General features: G+C 49.3%; 26 protein-coding genes. 11 read left to right on the forward strand and 15 right to left on the reverse strand.

Annotated features, from left to right (window positions below; genetic code table 11):
• Positions 1–43: 43 nt before the first annotated feature.
• Together pdxT and pdxS are read right to left on the reverse strand one after the other, a co-directional pair.
• Positions 44–625 (reverse strand): pyridoxal 5'-phosphate synthase glutaminase subunit PdxT, encoded by a 582-nt coding sequence (gene pdxT, locus IPL17_RS05205; RefSeq protein ID WP_345306015.1) that lies wholly within the window; start codon positions 623–625, stop codon positions 44–46.
• A gap of 77 nt (positions 626–702) precedes the next feature.
• Entirely contained in the window at positions 703–1590 is an 888-nt protein-coding gene (gene pdxS / locus IPL17_RS05210; RefSeq protein ID WP_345306016.1) for a pyridoxal 5'-phosphate synthase lyase subunit PdxS, read from the reverse strand.
• Between the two features lie 290 nt (positions 1591–1880).
• On the opposite strand from pdxS, the gene IPL17_RS05215 reads away from it, so the two are divergent.
• The 7 genes from IPL17_RS05215 to IPL17_RS05245 are packed head-to-tail and all read left to right on the forward strand — an operon-like array spanning position 1881 to position 6785.
• Positions 1881–2300 carry a GntR family transcriptional regulator gene (locus IPL17_RS05215; protein WP_345306017.1) on the forward strand — a complete coding sequence of 140 codons (420 nt, stop codon included), beginning with the start codon at positions 1881–1883 and terminating at the stop codon, positions 2298–2300.
• A 23-nt stretch (positions 2301–2323) separates the two neighbouring features.
• Positions 2324–3265: a slipin family protein gene (locus tag IPL17_RS05220; RefSeq protein WP_345306018.1), complete on the forward strand. Its 942-nt coding sequence runs from the start codon at positions 2324–2326 to the stop codon at positions 3263–3265.
• Between the two features lie 36 nt (positions 3266–3301).
• Complete coding sequence (locus IPL17_RS05225; protein ID WP_345306019.1) at positions 3302–3955, forward strand: SdpI family protein; 654 nt, start codon at positions 3302–3304, stop codon at positions 3953–3955.
• Between the two features lie 5 nt (positions 3956–3960).
• Positions 3961–4896 carry an ABC transporter ATP-binding protein gene (locus IPL17_RS05230; protein WP_345306020.1) on the forward strand — a complete coding sequence of 312 codons (936 nt, stop codon included), beginning with the start codon at positions 3961–3963 and terminating at the stop codon, positions 4894–4896.
• Positions 4893–5717: an ABC transporter permease subunit gene (locus IPL17_RS05235; protein WP_345306021.1), complete on the forward strand. Its 825-nt coding sequence runs from the start codon at positions 4893–4895 to the stop codon at positions 5715–5717. The genes IPL17_RS05230 and IPL17_RS05235 overlap by 4 nt, the downstream gene beginning before the upstream one ends.
• Positions 5718–5726: 9 nt before the next feature.
• Entirely contained in the window at positions 5727–5945 is a 219-nt protein-coding gene (locus IPL17_RS05240) for a hypothetical protein (RefSeq protein ID WP_345306022.1), read from the forward strand.
• Positions 5946–5996: 51 nt separating this feature from the next.
• On the forward strand, positions 5997–6785 hold the full coding sequence (locus IPL17_RS05245; protein WP_345306023.1) for a CPBP family intramembrane glutamic endopeptidase: 789 nt from the start codon (positions 5997–5999) through the stop codon (positions 6783–6785).
• Between the two features lie 75 nt (positions 6786–6860).
• Here IPL17_RS05245 and dnaN read toward each other — a convergent pair whose 3' ends face one another.
• The 3 genes from dnaN to IPL17_RS05260 form a co-directional block, all read right to left on the reverse strand.
• Positions 6861–7994, reverse strand: a complete 1134-nt coding sequence (gene dnaN, locus IPL17_RS05250; protein WP_345306024.1) for a DNA polymerase III subunit beta — start codon at positions 7992–7994, stop codon at positions 6861–6863.
• Positions 7995–8120: 126 nt separating this feature from the next.
• On the reverse strand, positions 8121–10037 hold the full coding sequence (locus IPL17_RS05255; RefSeq protein WP_345306025.1) for a DUF5671 domain-containing protein: 1917 nt from the start codon (positions 10035–10037) through the stop codon (positions 8121–8123).
• Positions 10038–10094: 57 nt separating this feature from the next.
• The gene (locus tag IPL17_RS05260; protein ID WP_345306026.1) at positions 10095–10568 is read right to left on the reverse strand and encodes a hypothetical protein; all 474 of its coding nucleotides are present in this window, start codon (positions 10566–10568) and stop codon (positions 10095–10097) included.
• Positions 10569–10684: 116 nt separating this feature from the next.
• On the opposite strand from IPL17_RS05260, the gene IPL17_RS05265 reads away from it, so the two are divergent.
• The 3 genes from IPL17_RS05265 (at position 10685) to IPL17_RS05275 (ending at position 13423) form a co-directional block, all read left to right on the forward strand.
• A complete protein-coding gene (locus IPL17_RS05265) occupies positions 10685–12487 on the forward strand; it encodes a M3 family oligoendopeptidase (RefSeq protein ID WP_345306027.1) in 1803 nt (600 codons plus the stop codon).
• 77 nt (positions 12488–12564) lie between these two features.
• The gene (locus tag IPL17_RS05270) at positions 12565–12933 is read left to right on the forward strand and encodes a rhodanese-like domain-containing protein (protein ID WP_345306028.1); all 369 of its coding nucleotides are present in this window, start codon (positions 12565–12567) and stop codon (positions 12931–12933) included.
• Between the two features lie 124 nt (positions 12934–13057).
• Positions 13058–13423: a VOC family protein gene (locus IPL17_RS05275; RefSeq protein ID WP_345306029.1), complete on the forward strand. Its 366-nt coding sequence runs from the start codon at positions 13058–13060 to the stop codon at positions 13421–13423.
• 47 nt (positions 13424–13470) lie between these two features.
• Here the strand turns inward: IPL17_RS05275 and IPL17_RS05280 are convergent, their stop codons facing one another.
• The 4 genes from IPL17_RS05280 to IPL17_RS05295 form a co-directional block, all read right to left on the reverse strand.
• Positions 13471–14664: an acyl-CoA dehydrogenase gene (locus tag IPL17_RS05280; RefSeq protein WP_345306030.1), complete on the reverse strand. Its 1194-nt coding sequence runs from the start codon at positions 14662–14664 to the stop codon at positions 13471–13473.
• A gap of 164 nt (positions 14665–14828) precedes the next feature.
• A complete protein-coding gene (locus IPL17_RS05285) occupies positions 14829–16127 on the reverse strand; it encodes a Glu/Leu/Phe/Val dehydrogenase (protein ID WP_345306031.1) in 1299 nt (432 codons plus the stop codon).
• A gap of 205 nt (positions 16128–16332) precedes the next feature.
• Positions 16333–17109 (reverse strand): enoyl-CoA hydratase-related protein, encoded by a 777-nt coding sequence (locus IPL17_RS05290; protein WP_345306032.1) that lies wholly within the window; start codon positions 17107–17109, stop codon positions 16333–16335.
• Between the two features lie 57 nt (positions 17110–17166).
• Complete coding sequence (locus IPL17_RS05295) at positions 17167–17532, reverse strand: hypothetical protein (protein WP_345306033.1); 366 nt, start codon at positions 17530–17532, stop codon at positions 17167–17169.
• A gap of 100 nt (positions 17533–17632) precedes the next feature.
• Between IPL17_RS05295 and IPL17_RS05300 the strand changes: the two genes are divergently transcribed.
• Positions 17633–18274 (forward strand): hypothetical protein, encoded by a 642-nt coding sequence (locus tag IPL17_RS05300; RefSeq protein ID WP_345306034.1) that lies wholly within the window; start codon positions 17633–17635, stop codon positions 18272–18274.
• Here the strand turns inward: IPL17_RS05300 and IPL17_RS05305 are convergent.
• The 6 genes from IPL17_RS05305 to IPL17_RS05330 form a co-directional block, all read right to left on the reverse strand.
• Positions 18162–19337 (reverse strand): quinone-dependent dihydroorotate dehydrogenase, encoded by a 1176-nt coding sequence (locus tag IPL17_RS05305; RefSeq protein WP_345306035.1) that lies wholly within the window; start codon positions 19335–19337, stop codon positions 18162–18164. The genes IPL17_RS05300 and IPL17_RS05305 overlap by 113 nt on opposite strands.
• Before the next feature lie 98 nt (positions 19338–19435).
• Positions 19436–19720, reverse strand: coding sequence for a hypothetical protein (locus IPL17_RS05310; protein WP_345306036.1), 285 nt, complete (start codon positions 19718–19720; stop codon positions 19436–19438).
• Complete coding sequence (gene pyrE / locus IPL17_RS05315) at positions 19720–20328, reverse strand: orotate phosphoribosyltransferase (protein ID WP_345306037.1); 609 nt, start codon at positions 20326–20328, stop codon at positions 19720–19722. Before pyrE ends, IPL17_RS05310 begins: the two co-directional genes overlap by 1 nt.
• A gap of 16 nt (positions 20329–20344) precedes the next feature.
• Positions 20345–21163 carry an orotidine-5'-phosphate decarboxylase gene (pyrF, locus tag IPL17_RS05320; protein ID WP_345306038.1) on the reverse strand — a complete coding sequence of 273 codons (819 nt, stop codon included), beginning with the start codon at positions 21161–21163 and terminating at the stop codon, positions 20345–20347.
• Positions 21164–21219: 56 nt separating this feature from the next.
• Positions 21220–23259: a lamin tail domain-containing protein gene (locus tag IPL17_RS05325; protein WP_345306039.1), complete on the reverse strand. Its 2040-nt coding sequence runs from the start codon at positions 23257–23259 to the stop codon at positions 21220–21222.
• A 141-nt stretch (positions 23260–23400) separates the two neighbouring features.
• Positions 23401–23661: a stage V sporulation protein S gene (locus IPL17_RS05330; protein WP_345306040.1), complete on the reverse strand. Its 261-nt coding sequence runs from the start codon at positions 23659–23661 to the stop codon at positions 23401–23403.
• Positions 23662–23876: the final 215 nt, after the last annotated feature.

Raw genomic sequence — 23876 nt, forward strand, 5'->3', positions numbered from 1 at the left:
TGTCGTTGATAGGAGATACACTTTCATTCAAAGCAATGACACATTAACGAGCTAAAGATACAAAGTACTCATGAAAGCGCGTGTCACTTGTCAATTCGGGGTGAAAGGAAGTAGCAAGCAAGTGACCTTCCTGCGCAGCAACAATGCGGCCATCATCCAGAGCGGAAAGTATTTTGGCATTTCCATGTACTGACTCAATCAACGGGGCACGAATAAAGACAGCATGATAAGGATACTCTGTGCCTGTGGCTTTCATTAACTCATCAATTTCAAGATCGGTTTCAAATGAATCCACCTGGCGGCCAAAGGCATTGCGCTGGACTTTTATATCCATCAATCCGAGTAAAGGCTGGTCACTGCGATTTATATCTTTTGAAAGAAAGATAGCGCCAGCACATGTTCCCCAAATCGCCTTATGCTGACCGAACTGTTTCAACGGTTCCATCAAATCGTAGGCGACAGCAAGCTTGCCGATCGTGGTGGATTCTCCGCCGGGAATGATCAACCCGTCTACCCCATCAAGATGTTTCGGTAGACGGACTTCAACTGTCCCCACACCTATTCTTTTAAGCATGGAGATATGTTCTGAAAAATCGCCTTGTAAGGCGAGTACTCCGATTTTCATGATTTATGTATATAAGTAGACAAGTAGACAAGCAGACACGTGTTTACCTGTCTACCTATTTACGTGCCTACATCAAATTACCAACCACGCCCTGCCATCTTCTCGCTTTCAGGCATCTGCGAAACGTTGCGCCCAACCATGGCTTCGCCAAGATTCTTGCTGACTTCTACCAGAATGGACGCATCCTGATAATGGGTCACAGCCTTTACGATGGCGGCGGCACGGCGGGCAGGATCACCGCTTTTGAAGATACCAGAGCCAACAAAGACTCCATCCACACCGAGCTGCATCATCAAAGCCGCGTCAGCCGGAGTCGCAACTCCGCCGGCGGCAAAATTCACAACAGGCATTCGGCCGGACACCTTAACTTCTTTTACCAATTCATAGGGCGCGCCGTTATTCTTGGCAAAGGTCATTAGTTCTTCATCACCCATGGTTTGCAGTTGACGAATCGCGCCAATCACAGTGCGCGCATGGCGGACAGCTTCCACTACATCGCCAGTACCAGCTTCGCCTTTGGTGCGGATCATCGCTGCGCCTTCACCAATTCGGCGCAGCGCTTCGCCAATATTTCGGCATCCACAAACGAAAGGTACTTTGAAGTTATGCTTCAAGATATGATGCTCTTCATCAGCCGGGGTCAGAACTTCCGACTCATCAATATAGTCAACGCCAATTGCTTCAAGGATCTGAGCTTCCACAAAATGACCAATGCGGCACTTCGCCATGACAGGGATGCTGACCGCATCAATGATCTTCAAAATCATATCCGGGTCAGACATACGCGCCACACCGCCATCCGCACGAATATCAGCGGGTACGCGCTCCAATGCCATCACCGCACAGGCGCCAGCATCTTCAGCGATCTTGGCTTGCTCGGCGTTCACCACATCCATGATGACGCCGCCTTTTAACATTTGGGCCAAACCCTTCTTCTCGATCCATGTTCCAGTTTTTGATTCCATCTTATCGACTCCTTTAATTACCGCTTGTTGCAGAACTTACTAATCTTTCGGGCAAAAGATGCCAGTAAAAAATAATTATTCTGTCCAACTTGTTTTTGCGGTGCTTTGTAATGCAAATGAATTCTACCATGCAGACAATCATAAATTCATAAGAGGACTGTAAATGAATAATCGCATCATCTCACAATATGAAAGCTGGTTTATTCGCTAAAAGAATCGCCACTTGACAAAACGAAACCGCGTGCTACAATTATTACAATGATACAATTAGTACAATCATAAGGATGCATATGACAGAAAAGAAACTCACCCTATCATTAGATGTTCGATCTGGGCTACCGATCTACACACAGATCGTGAATCAAATCCAAAGCCAGTTGGTCAACGGGATACTAAAACCCGGAGACCAATTACCAACGGTACGCGCGCTGGCACAGGAATTGAGAGTCAACTTCAACACGGTTGCGCGGGCATACCGCATCCTTGATGAAGAACATATCATCTCAACACAACAAGGACGCGGTACATACATCACAGAAATCCCGCCCCCGGAAGTCAACGAACGACTAAGACGGGAATCACTGGAAGCCCTCACCCAGCGATTCATCAGCGAGGCTTTTCGGCTGGGGTTCTCAGAGCGCGAAGTCAGCCAAATGGTGAGAGACAGATTGAAGATAAGTAAAGAAGCAATAACCAACGATAGTGAATAATAAAAAAACAGGAGAACGCAGAAATGAATACAAAATTTATCAAAACCGCAATCGAAAAAAGAAACACAAAAAAGGATGAACAACATATCTCGCCGATCGCAGGTGCATTGTTTGGCCTATTACTGATCGTCGGGATCATTGGAGCCATCATCGGAGATGGGAATTATCCAGATGCGATAATCGGAACCTGGGTGCTCGGTTGGACTCTCATTGGAACATACTTTTTGTTTGCTATGAAAGTCGCATCGCAGTGGGAAAAAGTTGTAGTCCTGCGCCTTGGCAAGTTCATCGGGCTGAAAGGTCCTGGCTTGTTTTGGGTCATCCCGATCATAGATACCGCCGTGATGTGGATCGACCACCGCGTGGCAGTAACTTCATTCTCTGCCGAAAAGACCCTAACAAAAGATACAGTGCCTGTGGATGTGGACGCAGTCCTGTTCTGGGTTGTATGGGATGCGGAGAAGGCGGCGCTTGAAGTGACCGATTACAACTCTGCGATCTCCTGGGCTGCGCAGACCGCGTTACGCGAGATCATCGGTCAAATGACACTGGCAGATATTCTGGTTGGCCGCGGCAAGATGGACGCCGACCTGCAAAAGATCATTGACGAAAGAACAACTCCCTGGGGTGTGACCGTGCAGTCGGTCGAGATCCGTGATGTGATCATCCCGCCAGATCTTGAGAATGCAATGTCCCGCCAGGCACAGGCAGAACGCGAAAGACAGTCCCGCGTGATCCTCGGTGAATCCGAGCAGCAGATCGCAGCCTCCTTCGCCGAAGCCTCGAAAGCTTATATCAACAACCCCACCGCACTGCACCTGCGTGCGATGAACATGCTGTTTGAAGGTTTGAAGGAAAAAGGCGCGCTCGTGATCGTGCCCTCCTCGGCAGTGGATTCAATGAACCTCGGCGCGATGAGCGGAATGGTCTCGCTGGCGCAGAACAACCTACCCAAGGAAAAATAATTTGTTTCACGTGAAACAGAGAGAAGGAGAAATAAAATGACTACTAAAACTACCACCATCATTTCAATAATTTTGATCACCATTGCCACCATCGCAGGACTCGCGATCTGGGATCAGCTGCCAGAGCAAATAGCATCCCACTGGAACGCCAATGACCAGGTCGATGGGACCATGCCAAAGTTCTGGGGTGTGTTCTTAATGCCTCTCGTCACAATGGGAATGTTGGTCCTATTCCTGGTCTTGCCAGGCATTGACCCGTTGAAGGCCAATATCGCGCAATTCCGCGAAACGTTCAATGTCTTCATCGTGCTGATCATAGCATTTATGCTTTACGTCCACGGTTTGACCTTGGCGTGGAGTCTCGGATTTACAAATTTCAAGATGAGCTCAGCCATGCTGCCTTTCATGGGAGTGCTGTTCATCTCCATAGGATCCCTGCTGCGAAAAGCGAAGCGCAATTTCTTCATCGGTATTCGCACGCCGTGGACACTATCCAGCGACTATGTATGGGATAAGACCCATCAACTCGGTGCGACCTTGTTCGTAGTCTCAGGCGCATGTGCCATCATCGGCGGTCTCTTTGGCGGCATGATCGCATTCTGGTTCCTGTTCGTTCCGATAATGGGCTCGACTCTGTTTCTTGTGATTTACTCATACGTGTTATATCGCCGCGAAACAAAAGGCCAATAAAATCCATGGAAAATATTGTTGAAGTCAACGGGCTGGAACGTATCTTCGGGCAGAACCGCGCCGTGGATGGAATGACGTTTCACGTGAAACAGGGCGAGGTCTTTGGGCTGCTCGGCCCCAACGGCGCGGGCAAGACCACAACGGTCCGCTTGTTGAACGGCATCCTGCCGCCGTCGGGCGGAACGGCGCGGGTCTTCGGGCTGGATCCCTTAATGGACGGACAACGCATCCGTGAGCAAACGGGCGTGTTGACGGAATCTCCATCCCTATATGAACGGCTCTCGGCGCGGGAAAACCTGGAGTTCTTCGGCACACTGGCGGGTATCCCCGCGGAAAAACTCTCGCAACGCGTGCTGGATATTTTGGAATTCTTCGGCCTGCAAGATCGTGTGAACGACAAGGTGGAAACCTACAGCAAAGGGATGAAGCAGCGCCTGGCATTGGCACGTGCTCTTATCCATGAGCCGCCACTCTTATTTTTGGATGAACCAACTTCGGGTTTGGATCCCGAGGCGGCACAACAGGTCAACGAATTGATCGCGAGCCTCAGTCAACGCAGCGGGCAAACGATCCTGCTGGCGACGCACAACCTGCTCGAAGCGCAGCGTCTATGTGACCGAGTGGCCGTGATGAACAAGGGACGTATCCTGGCGATGGGCAGCCTCAAGGAATTGACACGTAAGTTGTGGCCAGTCACCTGGGTGGATATCACATTTTGGGAGACGCCTGCAGAAACTGTCACAGAGACACTCAAAACTCTACGCGGTGTGATACAGATCACAGGTCAGGGCAAGACGATGCAAGCGCAAGTCGAAAACGAGGAAGTGATCCCGCAGGTCGTGCAACATTTGACGGGGCAGGGAGCGTCCATCCTCAGAGTCAATCCGCGTGACTACACACTGGAAGATATTTATTTTTCTTTGCAGGCAGGTGAGAAATGAACTGGCGTTCGATATGGACGATTGCCAAAAAAGATTTGAAGGAAGTCAGTCAGAACAAGATGGCCTGGGGTCCCGGGATCGTGGTGCCGCTGGTATTCGCGGTCTTCATGCCGCTGATGTTCATCATTTTGCCGCAGGTGATTCCCGTTGAGGATGTGCAAAGAGAGTTGGGCGATCTGGATGGGATGCTGCGCGCCATGCCGCCCGCACTACAAGTGCTGTTTGAAGGAAAAAGTTTGGAGCAGATGTTCGTGCTTTATATGGCAGGATTCATGCTGGCGCCATTGTTTCTCGTCATGCCGTTGATGTTTTCAACGGTGATCGGATCAGATTCATTTGTGGGAGAACGCGAACGAAAAACAATGGAAGCCCTGCTTTATACGCCGACCAGTGACATGGAATTGTTCCTAGGCAAGGTACTCGCGGCAGTCATCCCTGCAATAGGTTTGTCCTGGATCACCTATGTGGTGTACATTATTGTTGTAAATGTTGCCAGCTATCCTCTCTTTGGGAGCATCTGGTTTCCGCTGCCCACTTGGTGGCCTCTAATGTTGTGGATGACTCCTGCGCTGGCAGTACTGGGAATTTCCGCAACGGTGCTGATCTCATCCCGCGTACGCACATTCATGGAAGCCTACCAGATGAGCGCATCGCTGGTGGTGCTTGTGCTCGGGCTCGTAGCTGGACAGGTTAGCGGCGTCCTGTTTCTTGGAATTGGTACTACGCTGATAATTGGTACGATCATCTGGCTGGTGGATGCGGCGTTGATTTACATCAGCGTGAAAAAATTCAAACGCAGTGCGTTAGTCGCAAAATTGTAGGAGGCTAAAATGACAGAAGAATTCAAACAATGGGAATACCGCGTACAGACCATCGGTAGTATCTTTGGAACCAAGGACGACAATATTGAGGCGATGCTAAATGATTGGGGAAGTGAAGGCTGGGAAGTGACTCACGTCTATACCCCCGAAGGAAGCGGCAAGGTGACCATAGTCGCAAAACGTCCATTGACACGCGAAACAAGACGATCTCGCTCGATGCCTGGATAACAATTACCACACCTGCTGTATAAGCGCTTGCACAAGCAGAAAAGGAACAATATGAAAAACATTATTAATTGGCGTGTATTTTTTATGCTTTGGATTGCATCATTTATTGCGACCATCGCAATTTTGCCATACACACTTGAACTTCAATCTGGAGTTCTTGAACAACTGGATCTGCCCATTCCATTCCCAATTTTAATTACATTGCAAGTCCTTCAAAGCGGATTGCTTTTCGCGGTCTGCACATTTTTAGGAATGCTCCTTGCAAAGCGCATCGGGCTTGGGACTCCCGTTCTGGATGCTATTGCTCGAGGTGAATCAGCACTCAACAAAGTACGCGCATTTTTACCGATCAGTATTGGGTTGGGTATTCTTGCGTCTGTGCTTATCATTGGACTTGATACTTACATCTTTCAACCCGCATTAATTCAAGAACTCGGAGAGAAAGCAAATGCACTTAATCTAACTATTCAACCAGCCGCATGGAAAGGTTTCCTTGCATCATTCTATGGAGGCATTGCAGAAGAGATTCTCTTGCGCTTATTTGTAATGTCATTGTTGGCATGGCTGGGTTCATTCATCAACAAAACAAAAGATGGAAAGCCAACAAATATAATATTTTGGATGGCAAATATTCTTGCGGCAATCTTGTTTGGTCTTGGACATTTACCAGCTGTCGCAACGATCATTCCGATCACAACGCTTGTTATGATTCGGACTGTGCTGCTGAACTCAATAGGTGGCATAATGTTTGGCTGGCTCTATCAAAAACACGGACTTGAATCGGCAATGATCGCACACTTCTCTGCAGATATAGTTTTGCATGTTTTAATGGTTTTATAAATAGAACATTTGTTCTATAAATAAGGCAACAAAAAAAACGTCGGGCTCTTGGGCTCGACGTTTTCATTTTTTATCCTATCCCAAATGCATCGGCATAATGACATGCAAGAAGTTATCGTCACCCACCGGGCGAACTACACCAGGCGCATTCGCCGCAGAGGTTTCAAGCGCAACATTCGGAGTCTTGATGACTTCCAATGCCTCGCGCAGAAACTTTACGTTGAAGGCGATCAACACACTGCCGCCGTCAACTGTAGCTTCAACGATGGTTTCATTCTTGCCAGTTTCTTCGGATACAGCAGAGATTTCAACTTCGCTCGGCTGCATTTCGCCATTGGACTGCTTGATATCAAAACGGGCGACATTCGAACCTTCACGGGCAAAGATCTCAGCCTGTTTGCAAGCCTTAAGCAATGAGGCGGTGGAAACTAAAGTGCGTGATTTGTAATTGCGCGGAATGATCTGTTGATAATCGGGGAATGTCCCATCGATCAATTGGGAGACAACTTCAACATCCTTCACACGGAACAAGACCTGTCCGCGATTTTTGGGAACAACCATATAAATGGGTTCTTCGCTGTCAGAAGCCACACGCGATAACTCATTTAACGCGCGGGCAGGGATGATGACATTAATGGGTTGCGGGACGGGTTGTGAAAGCAAGGCCTTGCGGACTGACAACCGGAAACCATCTGCCGCCGCCATCGTGACCTTGTCTTTTTCTACATGCAGTAACACACCCATCAACACCGGGCGGGATTCATCTGTCGACGCAGCAAAAGCCACCTGCTGGATCATCTCTTTGAAATCAGCCACATTCAACTGCACGGCGCCATCCATTTCAGGAACAGGCAAAGGAGGGAACTCTTGCGCATCAATACACTTGATATCGTTATTTGATGACCCACCCTTTACATGCAGGCTTTGCGTTTTCACGTCGAGGGTTAACTGCACCTGATCGCCAGGTAATGTATTTACCAGATCGCCGAAAGTACGCGATGGCACGGTTGTTGAGCCTTCTTCATCAATACGCGCCGCGATCCAACAAGTGATACCCAACTCAAGGTTGGTGGCAGAGAGCCGCAAACGGCCTTCATCAGTCGCGATCAAAATATTGGAGAGAACGGGAAGCGTACTGCGCGGTGAAACAGCGCGAGAGACAACACTTAAACCGCGTGCCAGATTTTCTTGAAGGACAGTTACTTTCATAGGTTATCGCCCTCGATCATAAAGTTGAATTTTTCAAAAGTATATCACTAAAAAACAAACGACCAAAATAAAAACAAAGAACGGACAGAGACTCTGCCCGTTCTTTGTTGAAATCTAGTAGAAAACTTAAAAACCAGTGACCAGCGATATACCCAAGGTGATCAGTATAAACACCAACTGTAAAGCGAATAACGCCGCAAAAACGTACGCGACCGTGGTCCATACTGATGTATTTCTGGCTGCTGATTGCGGGGGGAGTTTCTGCCCTTCAGCCAGGATGCGCACTGATTCAGCCGCCTGCCCAAGATCATTCAGCCAATAGACCCCCGCCGCATCATCCGCGACGATGAGCCTGCTCCCGTTAAATGAACGCATCCACACCTCGACATTTTCGGGCGTATTCACAGCCACAGACCCTGACAGCACAACAGCATTGGGATGCATATCGTCAGGAATTTTTTCATTTAAATTCACTACTGTTATCTGGACTTTGAGAGCATGTTTCATGAAAGCCGCTTTAACTGATTCACCAAATTTGCCATTCATATGATCAAAAACCAATAGACCAAATTGCTCCTGTCTGGCTTCCAAGGCATCAGCACGCACGGCACCGTCTTTTCGCAAAGCCGACAGATGATAGGTCAACAAAATAACAAACAGGATCAAAGTTTGCAGACTATTGAGGATAGAATTTATAAAACCCGGGGCATCACCGCCCAGAAGGGCATTGATCAGCGTAAAAATCAAAGTCCCGGCAGATACCATGGCACCGATCACAGATGCAAACAGTACAAGATACAAATATACCTTGCGGATAATGGAACGGCGGGCGTGATCGCCAACATCACCTTCGGTCAGAGCATCCGTTTGCAGAGGACGCCATGACTTGAGCCAAAGCGGCAAGCCAACCGCGAGAATGGCGAGAGCGCTTGTCAAAGCTTGCCGAACCCCGCTGCTGTTCAGGGATGAATCGACCGCCCCAAAATCGATCAAAAATGAGAACAGAGAAGCCAATCCAATAAAAGCTGCGATCAAGCCTAAAAGAGAAAGGATGTAAAAATAAATACGCATCATTCCTGCGCGGCGTGGGAGTTGCGGCTCAAAACCAATTTGCTGATTGAGCCAGTTGCCGTAATACGCCCACATCACGCCGAAGGGCAATCCCAGCGAAATGGGTCCGCCGATTTTTTGAATAAAATCACTCGAAACCATCTGTTCGCCAAATAAGCGATTTAGCAGTATATAAAATAAGTTTCCGCCAGAAGTGAGCACCACGATGACTCCGCTCAGTGAAAGCAGATAGAGAATGCCAAGGCGCAGGAGAGACTCCTTTTCATCGGGATCAGCTAAAGCGTCCTGCAAGATGCGCCAGGCGATGGACCAAATCGGAGCGCCGATGATGAGTAATGCCGTCGCGTTGATAAATGTCTCGCGTCCCATCATCCCGATCACACCGGTTGGGATATAGAAAATGTAGCGTAAGATCTGCTGTGCGCCAAAGATGACCATCAACAGGCCGTACAACACCCACAGAAAACGATATAGGCGGCGGATATCTTTGAAGTTTTCGGTGTCCGTCAGGGTGGACCAGTCCGCGCGTAAAATGCTCCAGAAATAAGCAGCCAGCAAAAGGTTAAGCGTGATCGCGATCAAGTTGTCCGGCCAGCTTTGAGTCCCTCCTAATAAGGCGCGTTCATAAGATATTCGGACTACACCAAGAAAGGCGCGGTTGATCAGCGCGAGTAAATTTTGTACCACAGGGATCAACGTGGCAAGAAGCGCACCATATAAAAAGACAGCGCGCAGAGTGGCATTTTTTTCTTCCTCTTCCCGGGCGGACGTGCGCTGTGCCCATAACCAGTGAATCAGAAAAATTGGCACACCCACCAAAATAAGCGAAAGCGCCTGCGCCAATGCCTGCGCGTTGTTGGTGACGAGATCGGGATTGATAATGGAACGGATCAGACCGATCAATCCCCACAGCACCACTTCAAAGCTAATAAAAGCGACCGCGTAAAAATACAGTCTTCGAATGGTTTTCATGATTACTTCCTCCAATCATTGCAACACGATCCTGCCCATCGCAATGACATATTGTCTTTACGGCTTGATCGGTTCCGTATACCAGTCATACGCCCAGAAGTTATAGGGCATATAGACCAGTTTCCATTCACCATTCTGTTTGACGAGTTGAGCGCGGTCTGTGTTGTTATAGCCGCCTGAAAACGGATCACTGGAAGCGTAAACCAGGGTTAGGTCCACAAAGGCTTCATCACCATTCACATCAGCCTCGCCTACATTCACGCCGACATTATCCGAATTGACGTTTCCGCTAAAGAAAGATTGTCTAAACTGATCATAGGTGGGTTTGTGTTCTTTATCGGCGAGATATGCATAGGCGGCTTTATAATCCTGGTTGGTGACAGCCAGTACATAGTTGTATGTTGCCGCGTAGGGTGATTTTTCTGTTAGAAACTTCTTCTCGTCCTGCCGCATGAAGAACAATGCAACCGCAACCAGAATGAGCAAACCAATTCCGATCAAAATACCGGTCAAAAAACGGTCTTGCTTCATAAAACACCTCCGTAGTCTAAATTCATTGTATAGGGTTAAAGATGAATTAGCAAGCAAGGAAGTTCCCAAAGGCCTTTGGTATACTACCTCCATATTACTTTTACAGGAGCATAGTCATGACAATTTCCGCAACCCGTTGGGATATGACCAACGTCTTCCCCTCTCTCGAATCCAAAGAATTTAAAGCATCCGTCAAAAAGTACAAATCCATGCTGGATGAAATGGAAGTATTTTTCAAGAAAGCCAGCAAGGCAGATTCAAAAGCCGACCCAAAGAAGCTGGGCAAACTGCTCGGAGAATCTGTAGACCGCTTCAATGCGCTTTTCGAACTGGCCGGCACCATCAGAGCCTTTATTTATTCTTTCGTCACCACAGACTCGCGCAACAAAGAAGCCATGCGCGCACTATCGGAATTTGAACAGATGTCTGTCCAGGCCAACATTCTTGAAACCAAATTCCAGGCATGGGTCGGCAAGCTGGGCAAAGCCGCAGTGAAGAAAGCCGCAAAAATGAACGCTTCTGCAAAAGCGCATGAGTTCACACTCAACGAAAGTGTTGAACAATCCAGGTACCTGATGAGCGAAGCTGAGGAAATTCTCGCTACAGAATTAACCCTGAGCGGAGGCAATGCCTTCGGTAAATTGCAGGGAACATTAACCTCGCAGCTTTCAGTTGACTTTGAACTGGGTGGAAAAACTGAGAAATTACCCATGCCCGCGCTGATCAATCTGCGCTCGCATCCCGATGAACCAACCCGCCGCCGCGGATACGAAGCGGAGAATATCGCCTGGGAGGGAGTCAAAGAGACATTGGCGGCCTGCATGAACGGGGTCAAGGGTGAAGCGCTGACCCTCAATAAAAAACGCGGACGTGAAGACGCTCTGCACTCATCCATTGACTTTGCCCGCATGGACCGCGCCACGCTTAATGCCATGCTCAGCGCGATGAAAGATTCCTTCCCGATGTTCAGGAAATATTTCAAACATAAAGCCAAATTGATCGGCAAGGAAAAACTCGCGTGGTGGGATGTATCCGCTCCGATGGGCAAGACCGACAAGGTTTATTCCTTCGAAGAAGCACGTGATTTCATCGTCAGTAATTTCAATAAGTTCTCCCCAGAATTAGGCGCATTCGCCCAACGGGCTTTTGACAACAACTGGATCGATGCCGAACAGCGCGACGGAAAACGCGGCGGCGCATTCTGCATGGGAGTAGCGGGAGTCAAGGAGAGCCGCATCCTCAGCAACTTTGACGGCTCGTTCGATCAGGTCAGCACCCTGGCACACGAACTTGGGCATGCCTTCCACAATGAATGCGCATATCAGGCAAACAAGACCCAGCTGCAACAATCCACACCGATGACATTGGCTGAGACAGCGTCCATTATGTGTGAGACGATCGTTACTGAAGCCGTATTGTCACAGGTGACCGATCCGCAGGAAGAACTGGCGGTATTGGAAGCTCAGATCAGTAACGCTTCCGCGGTGATTGTTGATATTTACTCACGCTATCTCTTTGAAAAGAAAGTTTTTGAACGCCGCGAAAAATCCGAACTTTCCGCGGATGACTTGAACGACATCATGGAACGCGCGCAAAAAGCCACGTACGGTGACGGCCTCGACGAGCAGTATCTACAAAAATTCATGTGGACTTGGAAACCGCACTACTACAACAGCGGATTCTCCTTCTACAATTATCCCTATGCATTCGGATTATTGTTTGCAACCGGGCTATATGCCATTTACCAAAAACGCGGCGCAGACTTTGTGCCTGATTACAAGAACCTGCTTGCTTCCACAGGCGAAGACCGCGCGGCAGAACTGGCCGACCGTTTTGGCATCAATATCCGCACCAAGAAATTCTGGGCGGATAGCATCGCCATCATCGGCAAGCATGTAGACCGCTACTGCGAACTGTAAGGACTTTATCAGGACATGCTTTATGCATGTCCTGATTCTATTTAAAGAACGGTCAACTTTAGAAATCAGGAGAGAGAATGAAAAACGGAAAAATAAAACTTTTTCTTATCGCATCAGTACTGTTTTCATTAACACTTGCCTGCAATGCGGCAGTACCTCAAACAGGATCAGACCCGTTGCCGACGATACAAGGTATCGCAACGCAACCAAAAACTGAGGGACAAAATATCCCGCTCACAGAAGCGGACGTGCCGCGCATTTCAGTTGAAGATGCCAAGGCAGCAGTAGACAATGCTGGAGCGGTCATCGTTGATGTTCGCAGCGCGGAGTCCTTCGCCGCAGGTCATGTGGCTGGCGCGATCTCCATCCCGCTGATCAACTTTGAGAATAATCCTGCCGACATTCCATTGGAAAAAGACCAGTGGATCATTACCTACTGTACCTGACAGAATGAGCATACGAGCGCCCGTGCGGCGTTCATCCTTTTGCAAAATGGATATACCCGTGTCAACCCAATTCTCGGCGGTCTGTCCGCCTGGACTGAAGCAGGTTTTCCAACGGAATAATTAGATGAGCATTCTTGGAATAGATCACGTTCAACTCGCCATGCCAGAGGGAGGCGAAGAAAAAGCCCGCGTTTTCTTTGTCAACTTGCTTGGATTTAAAGAGATTCCAAAGCCGCCAGAGTTAGCCAAGCGCGGCGGAGCCTGGTTTGAAGCTGGAACTGTGCAAATACATCTGGGTGTGGAGAAAGATTTCCGTCCCGCGAGAAAAGCGCATCCCGCTTTCGTCGTGGACGACCTCGATGCGTTGATATCTAAAATTCAGTCCGCTGGATTTGAAACGGATCTCACCCAGCCTCCACTCGCTGGATACAACCGCGTGCACGTCTTCGATCCATTCGGAAATCGAATTGAATTAATGGAAAAGATCTAGTGAATCAAAAAGAGGACATCCGTTTATGTGGATGTCCTCTTTTTGATTTAACTGAATGCCTGTAATCCCGTTTGCGCCCTGCCCAAGATCAATGCGTGGATATCGTGCGTGCCTTCATAAGTGTTCACGGCTTCCAAATTCATCACATGGCGGATGACGTGATATTCATCTGAAATGCCGTTGCCGCCATGCATATCCCGTGAGTTGCGCGCGATGTCGAGCGCTTTCCCGCATGAGTTACGCTTGACCAAGGAAACCATTTCAGGGGTGGACTTGTCTTCATCCATTAAACGCCCAACTTGCAGAACGCCCTGCAACCCCAAAGTGATCTCTGTCATCATATTGGCAAGTTTGAGCTGAATGATCTGATTCGCTGCCAGCGGACGCCCAAACTGCGGACGATCCAACGTGTATTGACGCGCTGCGTGCCAGCAGAATTCAGCCGCGCCTAACGCGCCCCAGGCAATCCCATAGCGGGCCTTGTTCAAACAGCCGAATGGTCCCTTTAAGCCCGTCACATTGGGAAGCATATTTTCATCTGGCACAAAAACTTCTTCCATAACGATCTCGCCTGTGGAACTGGCGCGCAGGCTAAACTTGCCGTGAATTTTCGGCGCACTCAATCCCTTCATTCCTTTTTCGAGAATGAAGCCGCGGATATCGCCATCCTTGTCTGCGCCGCCAAAGACCTTTGCCCAAATGATGAAAACATCTGCAATGGGGGAGTTTGTGATCCACATTTTGTTGCCTTGCAAAATCCAACCGCCATCCGCTTTTTTAGCGCGGGTTTCCATACTGCCAGGGTCACTGCCATGATTAGGTTCGGTCAAGCCAAAGCAACCAACGATCTCACCGCTGGCAAGTCTTGGCAAATATTTTTTACGCTGCTCTTCGGAGCCATAAGCATAAATGGGATGCATCACCAGAGAACTTTGTACACTCATTGCACTGCGATAACCGCTGTCCACACGCTCCACTTCACGGGCGATCAAACCATAGGAAACATAATTCAATTCTGAACCGCCATATTCCTCCGGAAGCGTGGAACCTAACAATCCCATACTGCCCATCTCGTTCATGATGGCGCGGTCAAAAGTCTCATTGCGATTCGCTTCGAGGATGCGCGGCATTAACTTATCCTGACAGTATTTACGCGCCGTATCGCGGATCATCCGTTCTTCGCTGGTGAGCTGGTCATTGAACAGGAAGGGATCATCCCATTTGAAAGTTTGTTTGGTCATGAGTACCTCGTGAATATTGAATGTGGTGATTGTATCAAAATGTACGCAGGTTCTATTCTCTTTGGGAAAACAGAATCAACTTTCAGTTAAGTGCGAAGCGTATATCAAAAAGAGGACTCACCTAAAGGCAAGTCCTCTTCCAATTACTAATTACCAATTACTCTTTACGAATTTCCAGTCAACCAGCCGCGCAGGTGCATGGCCTGTACCACACGATCGATGGCGACCATGTAAGCCGCATCGCGCATGTAAACTTTCTCCTTCTCGCTGCGATCGACAACGCTGTTGAAGGCTGATGTCATCTTTTCATCGAGTCGGCCGAGGACCTCTTCCTTGCTCCAGTAGAAGTTCATGTCGTTCTGAACCTGTTCGAAGTAGGAGGTGGTCACGCCACCGGCGTTGCACAGGAAGTCTGGGATGTCGAAGATATTATTCTTCTTGAAGAATTCATCCGCTTCGGGTGTGCAGGGACCGTTCGCGCCTTCAGCTACGATCTTGATGCCCTTGGACATCTTGTTGACGGTATCTGCGGTGACCTGTCCTTCCATCGCGGCAGGGATCAAGACATTGGCTTCTTTGGTGATCCAGGCGTCGCCGTCTTCGACGGTGTAGCCGGCATCCTGAGCCTTGGACTTGTCGATCGTGCCGTACTCATCCACGATGGTGAGCAGGAAGCGCGGATCAACGCCGCCTTTCTTGCTATAAGTGAAAGCCTTCTTCTCATGGCGATCCCAGCAGGAAACGCAGGCAACTTGTCCGCCGAGCATTTCAACAAAGCCGGCAGCCGCGTATTGTGACACGTTGCCAAAACCTTGAATGGCAGCAACGGAATTCTTGCCGTCGATGTTGAGGTGCTTCATCGCTTCACGCACGGTGTAGATCACGCCGTAGCCGGTGGCTTCAGTGCGTCCGAGTGAACCGCCGCCGCCAAGAGGCTTGCCTGTGAATACACCGGGGGTGTATTGACCGACGAGGCGGGAATACTCATCCATCATCCAGCCCATCATTTGGGGAGTGGTGCCAATATCCGGAGCGGGCACGTCATTGCGCGGGCCGATATTCTTCCACATGGCGCGTACCCAGCCGCGGCACATTTCTTCTTTTTCATTGACAGTAAGCGTGGAGGGATCGACAATGATGCCGCCTTTACCGCCGCCGAGCGGAATATCTGCCACGGCGCATTTCCAGGTCATCCATGTGGCGAGCGCGCGCACGGTGTCCATGGTTTCGTTCGCGGCGAAACGAATGCCGCCTTTGTTGGGACCACGCGCATCATTGTGCTGTACGCGGAAGCCCTGAAAAACCCTGAGCGAGCCGTCATCCAAACGCACGGGGATGCGGAAAGAAAATTCGCGCATCGGCCAGCGTAAAACTTCAGCCACACCGGGGTCGAGCTTCAATTGTTTGGCAACACCATCGAATTGCTTCTGTGCCATTTCAAACGCATTGATCTGTCCTGACATGTTGTTCTCCTAATTAGGGATGTAGAGAAAAATATAAGCGGGCACCCCAGACAGGGGCGCCCGCTTTAATCACGAGGTATGTCAATACACTGAGTCATATCATCATTCCAATAAAATGTACCTAAACTTTACACGAAAATCGGAGTGACGTCAATATGACAAAAATCAGCATAATTCTGATTACTACTGACGCTTTTTGAGCGTTTCAAACATGTTTATTAAAAATCGGTTTCCGTTTCCCCAAAAATGCAGCCACGCCTTCGTAGTGTTCGGCAGTTTTACCGGCCTTCTCTTGTAGGATTCCTTCAAAATTGAGTGATTCCTCCAAGTTGGGAAGAATGGCATGATTAAAAGCCTCTTTCCCGGCGGCAAACGCTTCACGCGGACCTGATGCCAGATCAGCCGCAATCTGGCTGACCAGCGCCTGGTAGTTGAATCCACCCACTCTATTGACCATGCCCCATTGATATGCCTGGCGAGCCAAGATGGGTTTGTTGGAATAGAAATATTCCTGCGCGCGCCCCAATCCAATATAAGCAGGTAACAACAGGGAGACTCCCGAATCAGGCGCAAGCGCAATTCCGCCAAAACCAACCACAAAATACGCAGTGGATTTGGCGACCCGCAAGTCACAGGCGAGCGCCACGCCAAAAGCCGCACCCGCACAGGGACCGTTGACAGCAGCCACAACCGGTTTTCCCATTTTACGGATCTGCAGGATCAGCGGGTTATAGGTCCGCTCCAAATGCTCGCGATAGGATATCTTTTCCCCTTGCTTCATTTCGGAAATATCCTGCCCGGCGCTGAATACTTTGCCGCCACCAGTGATAATCACACAACGCACCTGCGGATCTTGTTCTGCATCCGCGAGAGCATTCCTCAGCTCGTTGACCATCTCAAAGTTAAAGGAGTTGGCGCGCTCGGGGCGGTTCAAAGTCAATGTCGCTGTACCAGATTGAAGGTCAGTCAGAACGGTTGTCATAAATCCTCCATATAAGAAAAGTGACAGTCACCTTAAAGGTGACTGTCACTCATAAACCTATTCGTCGGGATAATCATCCATCTGGTCGTCATCGCCGGCATCTGTTTCGTATTCGATGCCATCGCTGTCGAGATAGACCCACAAGAGCAGCATGTGCCCGTCTGGAGTAGTGACATTCCGTGCGGCGAGAATGGGAGCGGTTTCCTCCGCGCCAGCTTCGTTCCTGTAGTGCAGATGGATCGAGGCTTTTTTATGCCAGGCGGCATAGCAGCGCTCCACGAGCGCGGGACCGTTAAAAGTGCGCAGCCGAGTGAGCGCGGGGACGGAAAGGCTCGGGCTTTCGTTCAGACCCAACGCCCAGCCGTCGTTGACATGCTCAAAAATCGGTGTAGGACCTTCGATGATTGTGATTTTATCTTCCATAATTTTACCTATGTTCGAGAATATACCACATCTAGGGTGTGAATTTGTTTCAGAATCTCATTAGAGTTTTGTCAGGCTTTTCCTGGCATATAATATGGACATGTCCAAACTAACCCCAAAGATCATCCTTGAAGGCACACGCCTGACCTTCAAAACCGACATCGCTTTTGCGCTCAACGAACATCCACGAGTGGTGGGACCGCGCAAATATAAATATCACTCTCCGCTTGTCTCGGGGGAATGGTGCGCCTTCACCAATTTTCCCTGGGGGCGCGGGCTGATCAACTTCGAGCCGCAGGAAGAAGCGCTCGCCATGGAAACCTACGCCACCTGGGTCAGGCTCTTCGAATTGCAGCGCTATTACTCATGGATCGTGGACCGTTTTCACCTGTCCACGCGCATGTATCAATTGAACACTTACAAAAAGGATTACGATTTCCGCTGGCTCGAAGAGCGGCTGCTCCCGCTGAATTTCCGTTTGGTGCTGCTCACCCGCTCGCCCGAATCTTTTGAAGCCGCGCGCGCTGAAAGGCTCAAGGTTTCAGGCAACCCGTCGCAATATAACGACTTGAACCTGTTTGTCGAGGAACAAAAATTGATCCGCAAACTTGCCGGCGAATCAATTCTGCCTATGCTTGAATTGGATGTTTCGGATAACAACATCGAAGCCGCCACCGAGAAGATCGCCGATTGGATGGAATCCTCGGGCGGGTTATATATGTCGTATTCAAAATCTCTTTAACCAATCCAGGTCCGCGATAGATCAAGCCTGTATAAACCTGCACCAGCGCCGCCCCCATATCCAGGCGGCGTTTTGCATCCGCTGGATCCATGATGCCGCCGACGCTCACGACAGGAATTTCCCCATTCACCTTTTTTATGGTTTGATGAAGAACCGCTTCGCTCAAAGCCTTAAGCGGACACCCGCTCAATCCGCCTGTTTCGCCCTTTAGCGTTGATCTCAATCCCTCGCGCGACAACGTTGTGTTTGTAACAATAATGCCGTCCATCTTCGCGTTCAAGATCGCTTCGATGGAATCATTCAATTCTGATGTGGATAGATCGGGCGCAAGTTTCACAAGGATCGGAATTTTCTTCTCCAGTCTCTTTTCCTCGATGCGTCTCTGTTGATGTAAATGGGTTAACAGACTTTCAAGCGCGGCGCGTCCCTGCAGATCGCGCAATCCGGCTGTGTTCGGTGAACTGACATTGATCGTTAAATAATCAGCATATGGGGAAAAGTTTTGAAGCAGTTCCAAATAATCCAGAACAGCTTCTTCATTGGGCGTTTCCTTGTTCTTGCCGAGATTGATGCCAAGTATCGCCCCGCCTTTTTTTATGGATGTGATCTTCTTTTTTTTATTGCGCGGCTGGATTCCATACACATTCTCGAACAACCCCGAACGCAGGGATGGATTCAATTTCATCTGCATGAATTCGGAGCCTTTGCTTGGGAATCCCATGCGGTTGATCACAGCTTCATCCTCTATAAGGCGAAAGACGCGCGGGGACGGATTCCCAGGCTGTGGGCGGGGAGTGACCGTGCCGATCTCGATGTGACCAAATCCCAGAGCGGCGAGGCCGCGAACGGCAACGCCATCCTTGTCATACCCAGCGGCCAGTCCAACTGGATTCTTGAAAGTTAATCCAAAGGCTTCCACAGGGTTTGAGGGGGCTTTGAAGAGTTGTGTGAGAAACCAGTTTAAAGGTGCGATATTCCCCGTCACACGCAATGCGTGAAGCGTAAGCGCGTGCGCTTGTTCAGGGTCGAGGCGAAAAAGGAGGGAACGGATGGAGTTATACATTGGACTTTGATGGAAACATAATTTTTTGTATTTTTTTACCCTGCTTCAACATGTCTATTGTTTTGAGGACGCGTGGACGGCGAATTCTTTCAAAGGAACTAATAATGACAAGCCAAGACATGTCTGGTTCTATCACAAATAATTTCTTCCTTCCAATGATGAGGATCATTCAAAAGATGAAAACTCAATCCTGTGGGCAGGTGTCCATGATCTACTCTGAAAGGAAAAGCCAGCATGATATAAAGACACCCTTCAATAGGCCAATCTCCCTGCCATGTTTCAAAGATCGAATTTCCTGCAGAAAGTTCAGCTTCCAACAAAGGACGCAGTTCTTCACAAAGCCCATCAATATGATCTTGGTCGATCTGGTCAACTTGAGGCATTACCCGCCTTTCAAGAATTTGCGTGTTTCTTCGATCTTATCCTTCTCAACATTTCCATTCTCTTCCCAATAATCCAGAAGTTGTGTGATGGTCAACACGGCGTGCATGGAATAGCCCGCCTGTTCCAGTGATTCTTTCGCGCCGGATTGACGGTCCACCAGGACGACAATATCTTTTACAACCAACCCGACCGCGGTTAATTTCTCGATGGCTTCGAATTTGCTTCCGCCTGTGGTGGCAAGATCGTCAATGACAAGCGCAGTTTCGCCGGCATGGAACTCGCCTTCGATCTCGGCCTTGGTGCCGTAGGTCTTGACCTCCTTGCGCGGGTAGATCATCGGAAAATTTCCCTGCAATGAAACCGCGGTCGCAATCGGAATGGCGGCATAAGGCAAGCCAGCCAGTCGGTCAAATTTTAGGTTTTGAAGGAGTGGTAAATACGCCGCGCCAATTTGCTCAAGCAATCTCGGGAATGAGATGATGCGGCGCAGGTCAATATAGATCGGGGAGGTCAGTCCCGACTTCAATGTAAAACTTCCGAATTTAATACAGCCTGCGTTCAGGAGTCCGTCAGCAAGGGCGGCTTGGGATGGATTAAGTTTTGTCATGGTGGATTCCTTTTTATTAACGGTTCAATTCGCGTTTGATGCTTATGATCTGGTCGCGGAGTTCGGCCGCGGCTTTGGCGGGATCGGACGCGCGGGAGATTCCACGCGAGACAGGCAGTAACAGCCCTTTGCCATCCTTGCGTAGGCCCGCGCGCATGGCAGATTCCAATTCACCGCCCTGCGCGCCAATGCCCGGGGACAGGAACCACAGGTCAGGCGCAGCGGCACGGACTCGTGCGAGCGCTTCGGGGTGGGTTGCCCCTACAACGAGGCCGATGTTATTTTTCGTGTTCCAAGTCTGTGCGAGTTTGGCAACATGCTCGTAAAGCATCAGCCCATTTTCAAGCGTAATATCCTGCAGATCACCTGAACCAGGATTGGAGGTTTTACATAATAAGAACACCCCTTTTTCATGATCCTTGATGAACGGGTCTATGGAGTCTTTTCCAAGATACGGATTCAAGGTGATGCAGTGCGCTCCCAAATGCTCGAACGCGGAGCGGGCGTATGCTTCGGCGGTGGAGGCAATGTCTCCGCGCTTCGCATCCAGAATGACCGGGATCATTGAACCAAGCCGCACCGAAGCTTCGTGAACGGCTTCGATGACCTGTTTGAGAGCGGTCCACCCTGCCGCACCGAAGATTTCGAAGAAGGCGGCGTTGGGTTTGAATGCCGCGGCGTAGGGAGCTGTCTGCTTGACCAGAGTCAGACAAAAGTCGAGGGCGGAGGCGGCGCTGGCTTCTTTAAGGTCGGGGATGTGCGGGTCGAGTCCAATGCAGAGCAGGGAGGAGCAGTCGTCGACTCGTCTTTCCAAAAAAGAGAAAAAGGTTTCCATGAGTTTCCTTTTATTTTAAAGTAAATCCCCAAAGATTCTTTTCTTTAGGGATTGATTTATTCAATAAATGATTTCCACTTGCTCAGGTTTGAGGGAATGGTCTGAGCGCCCTGCCAGCCGAACTTGTCCCAAAAGAAATCGTTCCAAATGTCCGCGCCGTAGCCGTTACATTCTGCGAACAGAAAATCTGCGGGCAGGGTGTCGGGCAGGTTACAAACAGGGGACGGCTCGTTCCCTGTATTCGGAGATGAGGGGACCGTGCCATCACGTGAATTGGTGAGGTTGGGCGTGGGCGTACAATCGTTGAACCAGGAGCCAAACCCGTTGCCATCGGGCAGGCGGCAAACTGACTGGTCCTCAACTTTTGCGATGGTGTAGTCTATTACATCAAGAATTTTTCCGCTTGCATCGAACAGGCGAACACTGTCGCCGCCGTCGCTAAGCAGGATATTGGTCTCAGACGCGTAGAAGAGCGCGTACTCACCCGGCTTTAGGATGAGACCCGGTATGGTATATGGAGAAGAACTGATCGCGCCGGGAAAATCGGCTTCATCATCCAATCTCCAGCCGCTCAAGTCCATATCTGCATTGCCAACATTTTTGAGTTCTATAAATTCATCGAAAACATCCACTTTGCCATCTTGATTCCAGTCGAAGCCGGGACGTGGGAGAAATTCATTAATGAATGGACGTCCAACAGGACGGGCGCCAAGCGGAGTGGGAGTGGCTGTTTTCGGACGGAAAGTGGCGGTGGGGGCAAATCTGCTAGTTGGAGTGGGGGTGCGCGAAGGGGTAAAAGTGACAGTGCTCGCCCAGTTCGCAATTCCTGGCGTTCCATTGATGGGATTATTCAATGCATCCAGACCATTGCGAGGAGAGTTATTCAGATTCGTATAAGTAGCCCATGCACCGTCACTGTCCTGAAAAAACTGTAAAGATGGACTGCGATAACGCTCCATGCTTCTTCGGTTAGAAACAAGCCCTGCCGGCCAAATTCCCCCGTTTGAATTAGCCATATCAATAAGCCTACCCTGAGCATCAAACAATTTAAGTATCTCACCGCCAGGGCTTTCGACTAAATCTCCGTTATATATCTTGTTGGCGACAATGTTGTTTACAGTTGTGTCATCCGTGCGTTCCAACAAATAATACCCGCCTGGTGGAAGAATAACATCATCAGACAAAGACCACGTGATAAATGGGCTTTCATCATCTGACCGTAAAATCCAACCTGTCAGATCTACCTGATTTGGTCCAGGATTGTATAGTTCGATCCAGTCATCCAACGGAGAAGCCGCAGTCCCCATCCACGCGACTTCGTTGATGATAACTGTAAGAAGTGGGGGAACTGTTGGGGAGGGAGAAGGCGTACGAGTTGCAGTACCAGTCCGTGTTGGGGTGGGAAGTGTACCTGTGGGGGTGGAAGTACGAGTTGGGGTGCTTGTATTTGTTGCTGTCGGAGAAGCTGTTGGAGTAGGGGTAGGGGAATTCCCGCTTTTGGGCGTGCCCCAAAGTGGGTCTTCATTAAAATCTAACCCGTTTTTGACAACACCTATATTTGTAAACCATGCGGCATCGCTATCAGCAATAACACCAGTGCGCTCCATTGTGCCAAATGTGGATTGACTACCCGCTGGCCACGCACCGCCATCTTGATTGGCGGAGTCAACAGGTGTACCAAAATTATCACTAAGAAGAAGTGCTTCGCCTAAATTAGACAATGCCCCACTGTATATAAAATCTGCCGTGATATCCAATATCGCATTATCCGTATCACGTTCAAGTAAATAATACCCGCCAGCGAGAATTGTGCCATTAAGAATAATAGATGGTGTAGTATCTGATGATACCAATGTCCAGCCATTAATATCTATATCTATTGTACCTGGATTATAGAGTTCGATCCATTCGTGACCTTCATTCGCCTTGGTGCCAGCCCAGGCAACTTCATTAATGATTACCGACAGTGTTGTCTGATTCCTGGGAGCAGCCTTCACATTTTGTTCAACCAGCGCAGGCGCGGAAATACCCGCCAGCAGACCAACCAGCAGGACGACTAAAAGAAGAAGACGCGGAAATCTATTCCTTGTTTGCATAGGAAATAAGAAAGTGCGGACTATTCACTTCGCGTCAAACACCACCAACGGTGTACACGAAGCGAAACATCCACAGCAAAGATTATACGCCACCCTGCGTTCGCTTGTCCATAAAAATCAGGTCATTCGCAGATCAATACCTTAGCGAGGTTCCACCACCAGTTTGACAGCAGTGCGTACCTTGTCCTCAATTTGAACCTCAACGAATTCAGGCACGCATACCACCTCGAGCCCTTCCGCTTTGAGGTATCCTGTGGCAAGCACCCAGGCTTTCACTGCCTGATTGACTGCGCCAGCTCCAATGGCTTGAACTTCAGCTCGTTTATGTTCGCGAATGACTCCCGCGATCGCCCCGGCGACGGCAGAGGTACGGGAGTTGGCTGAAACCTTGATAATATCCATGGCAACCTCCCAGGTTGATAAAAGGGGACGCGTTTACAGATGAATTGTACAAGATACCCTTAAGAGATTCAAGCATTAATATATATAATTATATGGAATCGTAATAGTAGTAGGGGCTGTGGATACTGTGGATAAAGTTGAATCTGCACCACCTGTGGATACAAAACAGCGCTTCCCCCCATACCTATTGCTTGATTCCGTTCTCGAGAATTCAT

The sequence above is a fragment of the Candidatus Villigracilis saccharophilus genome (assembly GCF_016711665.1).

What these genes read in the sequence shown, in the direction of transcription:
- pdxS (WP_345306016.1), bottom strand. Translation starts at nt 1,590, where the DNA reads ATGGAATCAAAAACTGGAACATGGATCGAGAAGAAGGGTTTGGCCCAA.
- IPL17_RS05270 (WP_345306028.1), top strand. Translation starts at nt 12,565, where the DNA reads ATGAAAAACGGAAAAATAAAACTTTTTCTTATCGCATCAGTACTGTTT.
- pdxT (WP_345306015.1), bottom strand. Translation starts at nt 625, where the DNA reads ATGAAAATCGGAGTACTCGCCTTACAAGGCGATTTTTCAGAACATATC.
- IPL17_RS05325 (WP_345306039.1), bottom strand. Translation starts at nt 23,259, where the DNA reads ATGCAAACAAGGAATAGATTTCCGCGTCTTCTTCTTTTAGTCGTCCTG.
- IPL17_RS05240 (WP_345306022.1), top strand. Translation starts at nt 5,727, where the DNA reads ATGACAGAAGAATTCAAACAATGGGAATACCGCGTACAGACCATCGGT.
- IPL17_RS05230 (WP_345306020.1), top strand. Translation starts at nt 3,961, where the DNA reads ATGGAAAATATTGTTGAAGTCAACGGGCTGGAACGTATCTTCGGGCAG.
- IPL17_RS05305 (WP_345306035.1), bottom strand. Translation starts at nt 19,337, where the DNA reads ATGTATAACTCCATCCGTTCCCTCCTTTTTCGCCTCGACCCTGAACAA.
- dnaN (WP_345306024.1), bottom strand. Translation starts at nt 7,994, where the DNA reads ATGAAAGTAACTGTCCTTCAAGAAAATCTGGCACGCGGTTTAAGTGTT.
- IPL17_RS05255 (WP_345306025.1), bottom strand. Translation starts at nt 10,037, where the DNA reads ATGAAAACCATTCGAAGACTGTATTTTTACGCGGTCGCTTTTATTAGC.
- IPL17_RS05295 (WP_345306033.1), bottom strand. Translation starts at nt 17,532, where the DNA reads ATGGAAGATAAAATCACAATCATCGAAGGTCCTACACCGATTTTTGAG.
- IPL17_RS05285 (WP_345306031.1), bottom strand. Translation starts at nt 16,127, where the DNA reads ATGTCAGGACAGATCAATGCGTTTGAAATGGCACAGAAGCAATTCGAT.
- IPL17_RS05280 (WP_345306030.1), bottom strand. Translation starts at nt 14,664, where the DNA reads ATGACCAAACAAACTTTCAAATGGGATGATCCCTTCCTGTTCAATGAC.
- IPL17_RS05215 (WP_345306017.1), top strand. Translation starts at nt 1,881, where the DNA reads ATGACAGAAAAGAAACTCACCCTATCATTAGATGTTCGATCTGGGCTA.
- IPL17_RS05220 (WP_345306018.1), top strand. Translation starts at nt 2,324, where the DNA reads ATGAATACAAAATTTATCAAAACCGCAATCGAAAAAAGAAACACAAAA.
- IPL17_RS05225 (WP_345306019.1), top strand. Translation starts at nt 3,302, where the DNA reads ATGACTACTAAAACTACCACCATCATTTCAATAATTTTGATCACCATT.
- pyrF (WP_345306038.1), bottom strand. Translation starts at nt 21,163, where the DNA reads ATGGAAACCTTTTTCTCTTTTTTGGAAAGACGAGTCGACGACTGCTCC.
- IPL17_RS05310 (WP_345306036.1), bottom strand. Translation starts at nt 19,720, where the DNA reads ATGCCTCAAGTTGACCAGATCGACCAAGATCATATTGATGGGCTTTGT.
- IPL17_RS05265 (WP_345306027.1), top strand. Translation starts at nt 10,685, where the DNA reads ATGACAATTTCCGCAACCCGTTGGGATATGACCAACGTCTTCCCCTCT.
- IPL17_RS05260 (WP_345306026.1), bottom strand. Translation starts at nt 10,568, where the DNA reads ATGAAGCAAGACCGTTTTTTGACCGGTATTTTGATCGGAATTGGTTTG.
- IPL17_RS05290 (WP_345306032.1), bottom strand. Translation starts at nt 17,109, where the DNA reads ATGACAACCGTTCTGACTGACCTTCAATCTGGTACAGCGACATTGACT.
- IPL17_RS05300 (WP_345306034.1), top strand. Translation starts at nt 17,633, where the DNA reads ATGTCCAAACTAACCCCAAAGATCATCCTTGAAGGCACACGCCTGACC.
- pyrE (WP_345306037.1), bottom strand. Translation starts at nt 20,328, where the DNA reads ATGACAAAACTTAATCCATCCCAAGCCGCCCTTGCTGACGGACTCCTG.
- IPL17_RS05275 (WP_345306029.1), top strand. Translation starts at nt 13,058, where the DNA reads ATGAGCATTCTTGGAATAGATCACGTTCAACTCGCCATGCCAGAGGGA.
- IPL17_RS05245 (WP_345306023.1), top strand. Translation starts at nt 5,997, where the DNA reads ATGAAAAACATTATTAATTGGCGTGTATTTTTTATGCTTTGGATTGCA.
- IPL17_RS05235 (WP_345306021.1), top strand. Translation starts at nt 4,893, where the DNA reads ATGAACTGGCGTTCGATATGGACGATTGCCAAAAAAGATTTGAAGGAA.
- IPL17_RS05330 (WP_345306040.1), bottom strand. Translation starts at nt 23,661, where the DNA reads ATGGATATTATCAAGGTTTCAGCCAACTCCCGTACCTCTGCCGTCGCC.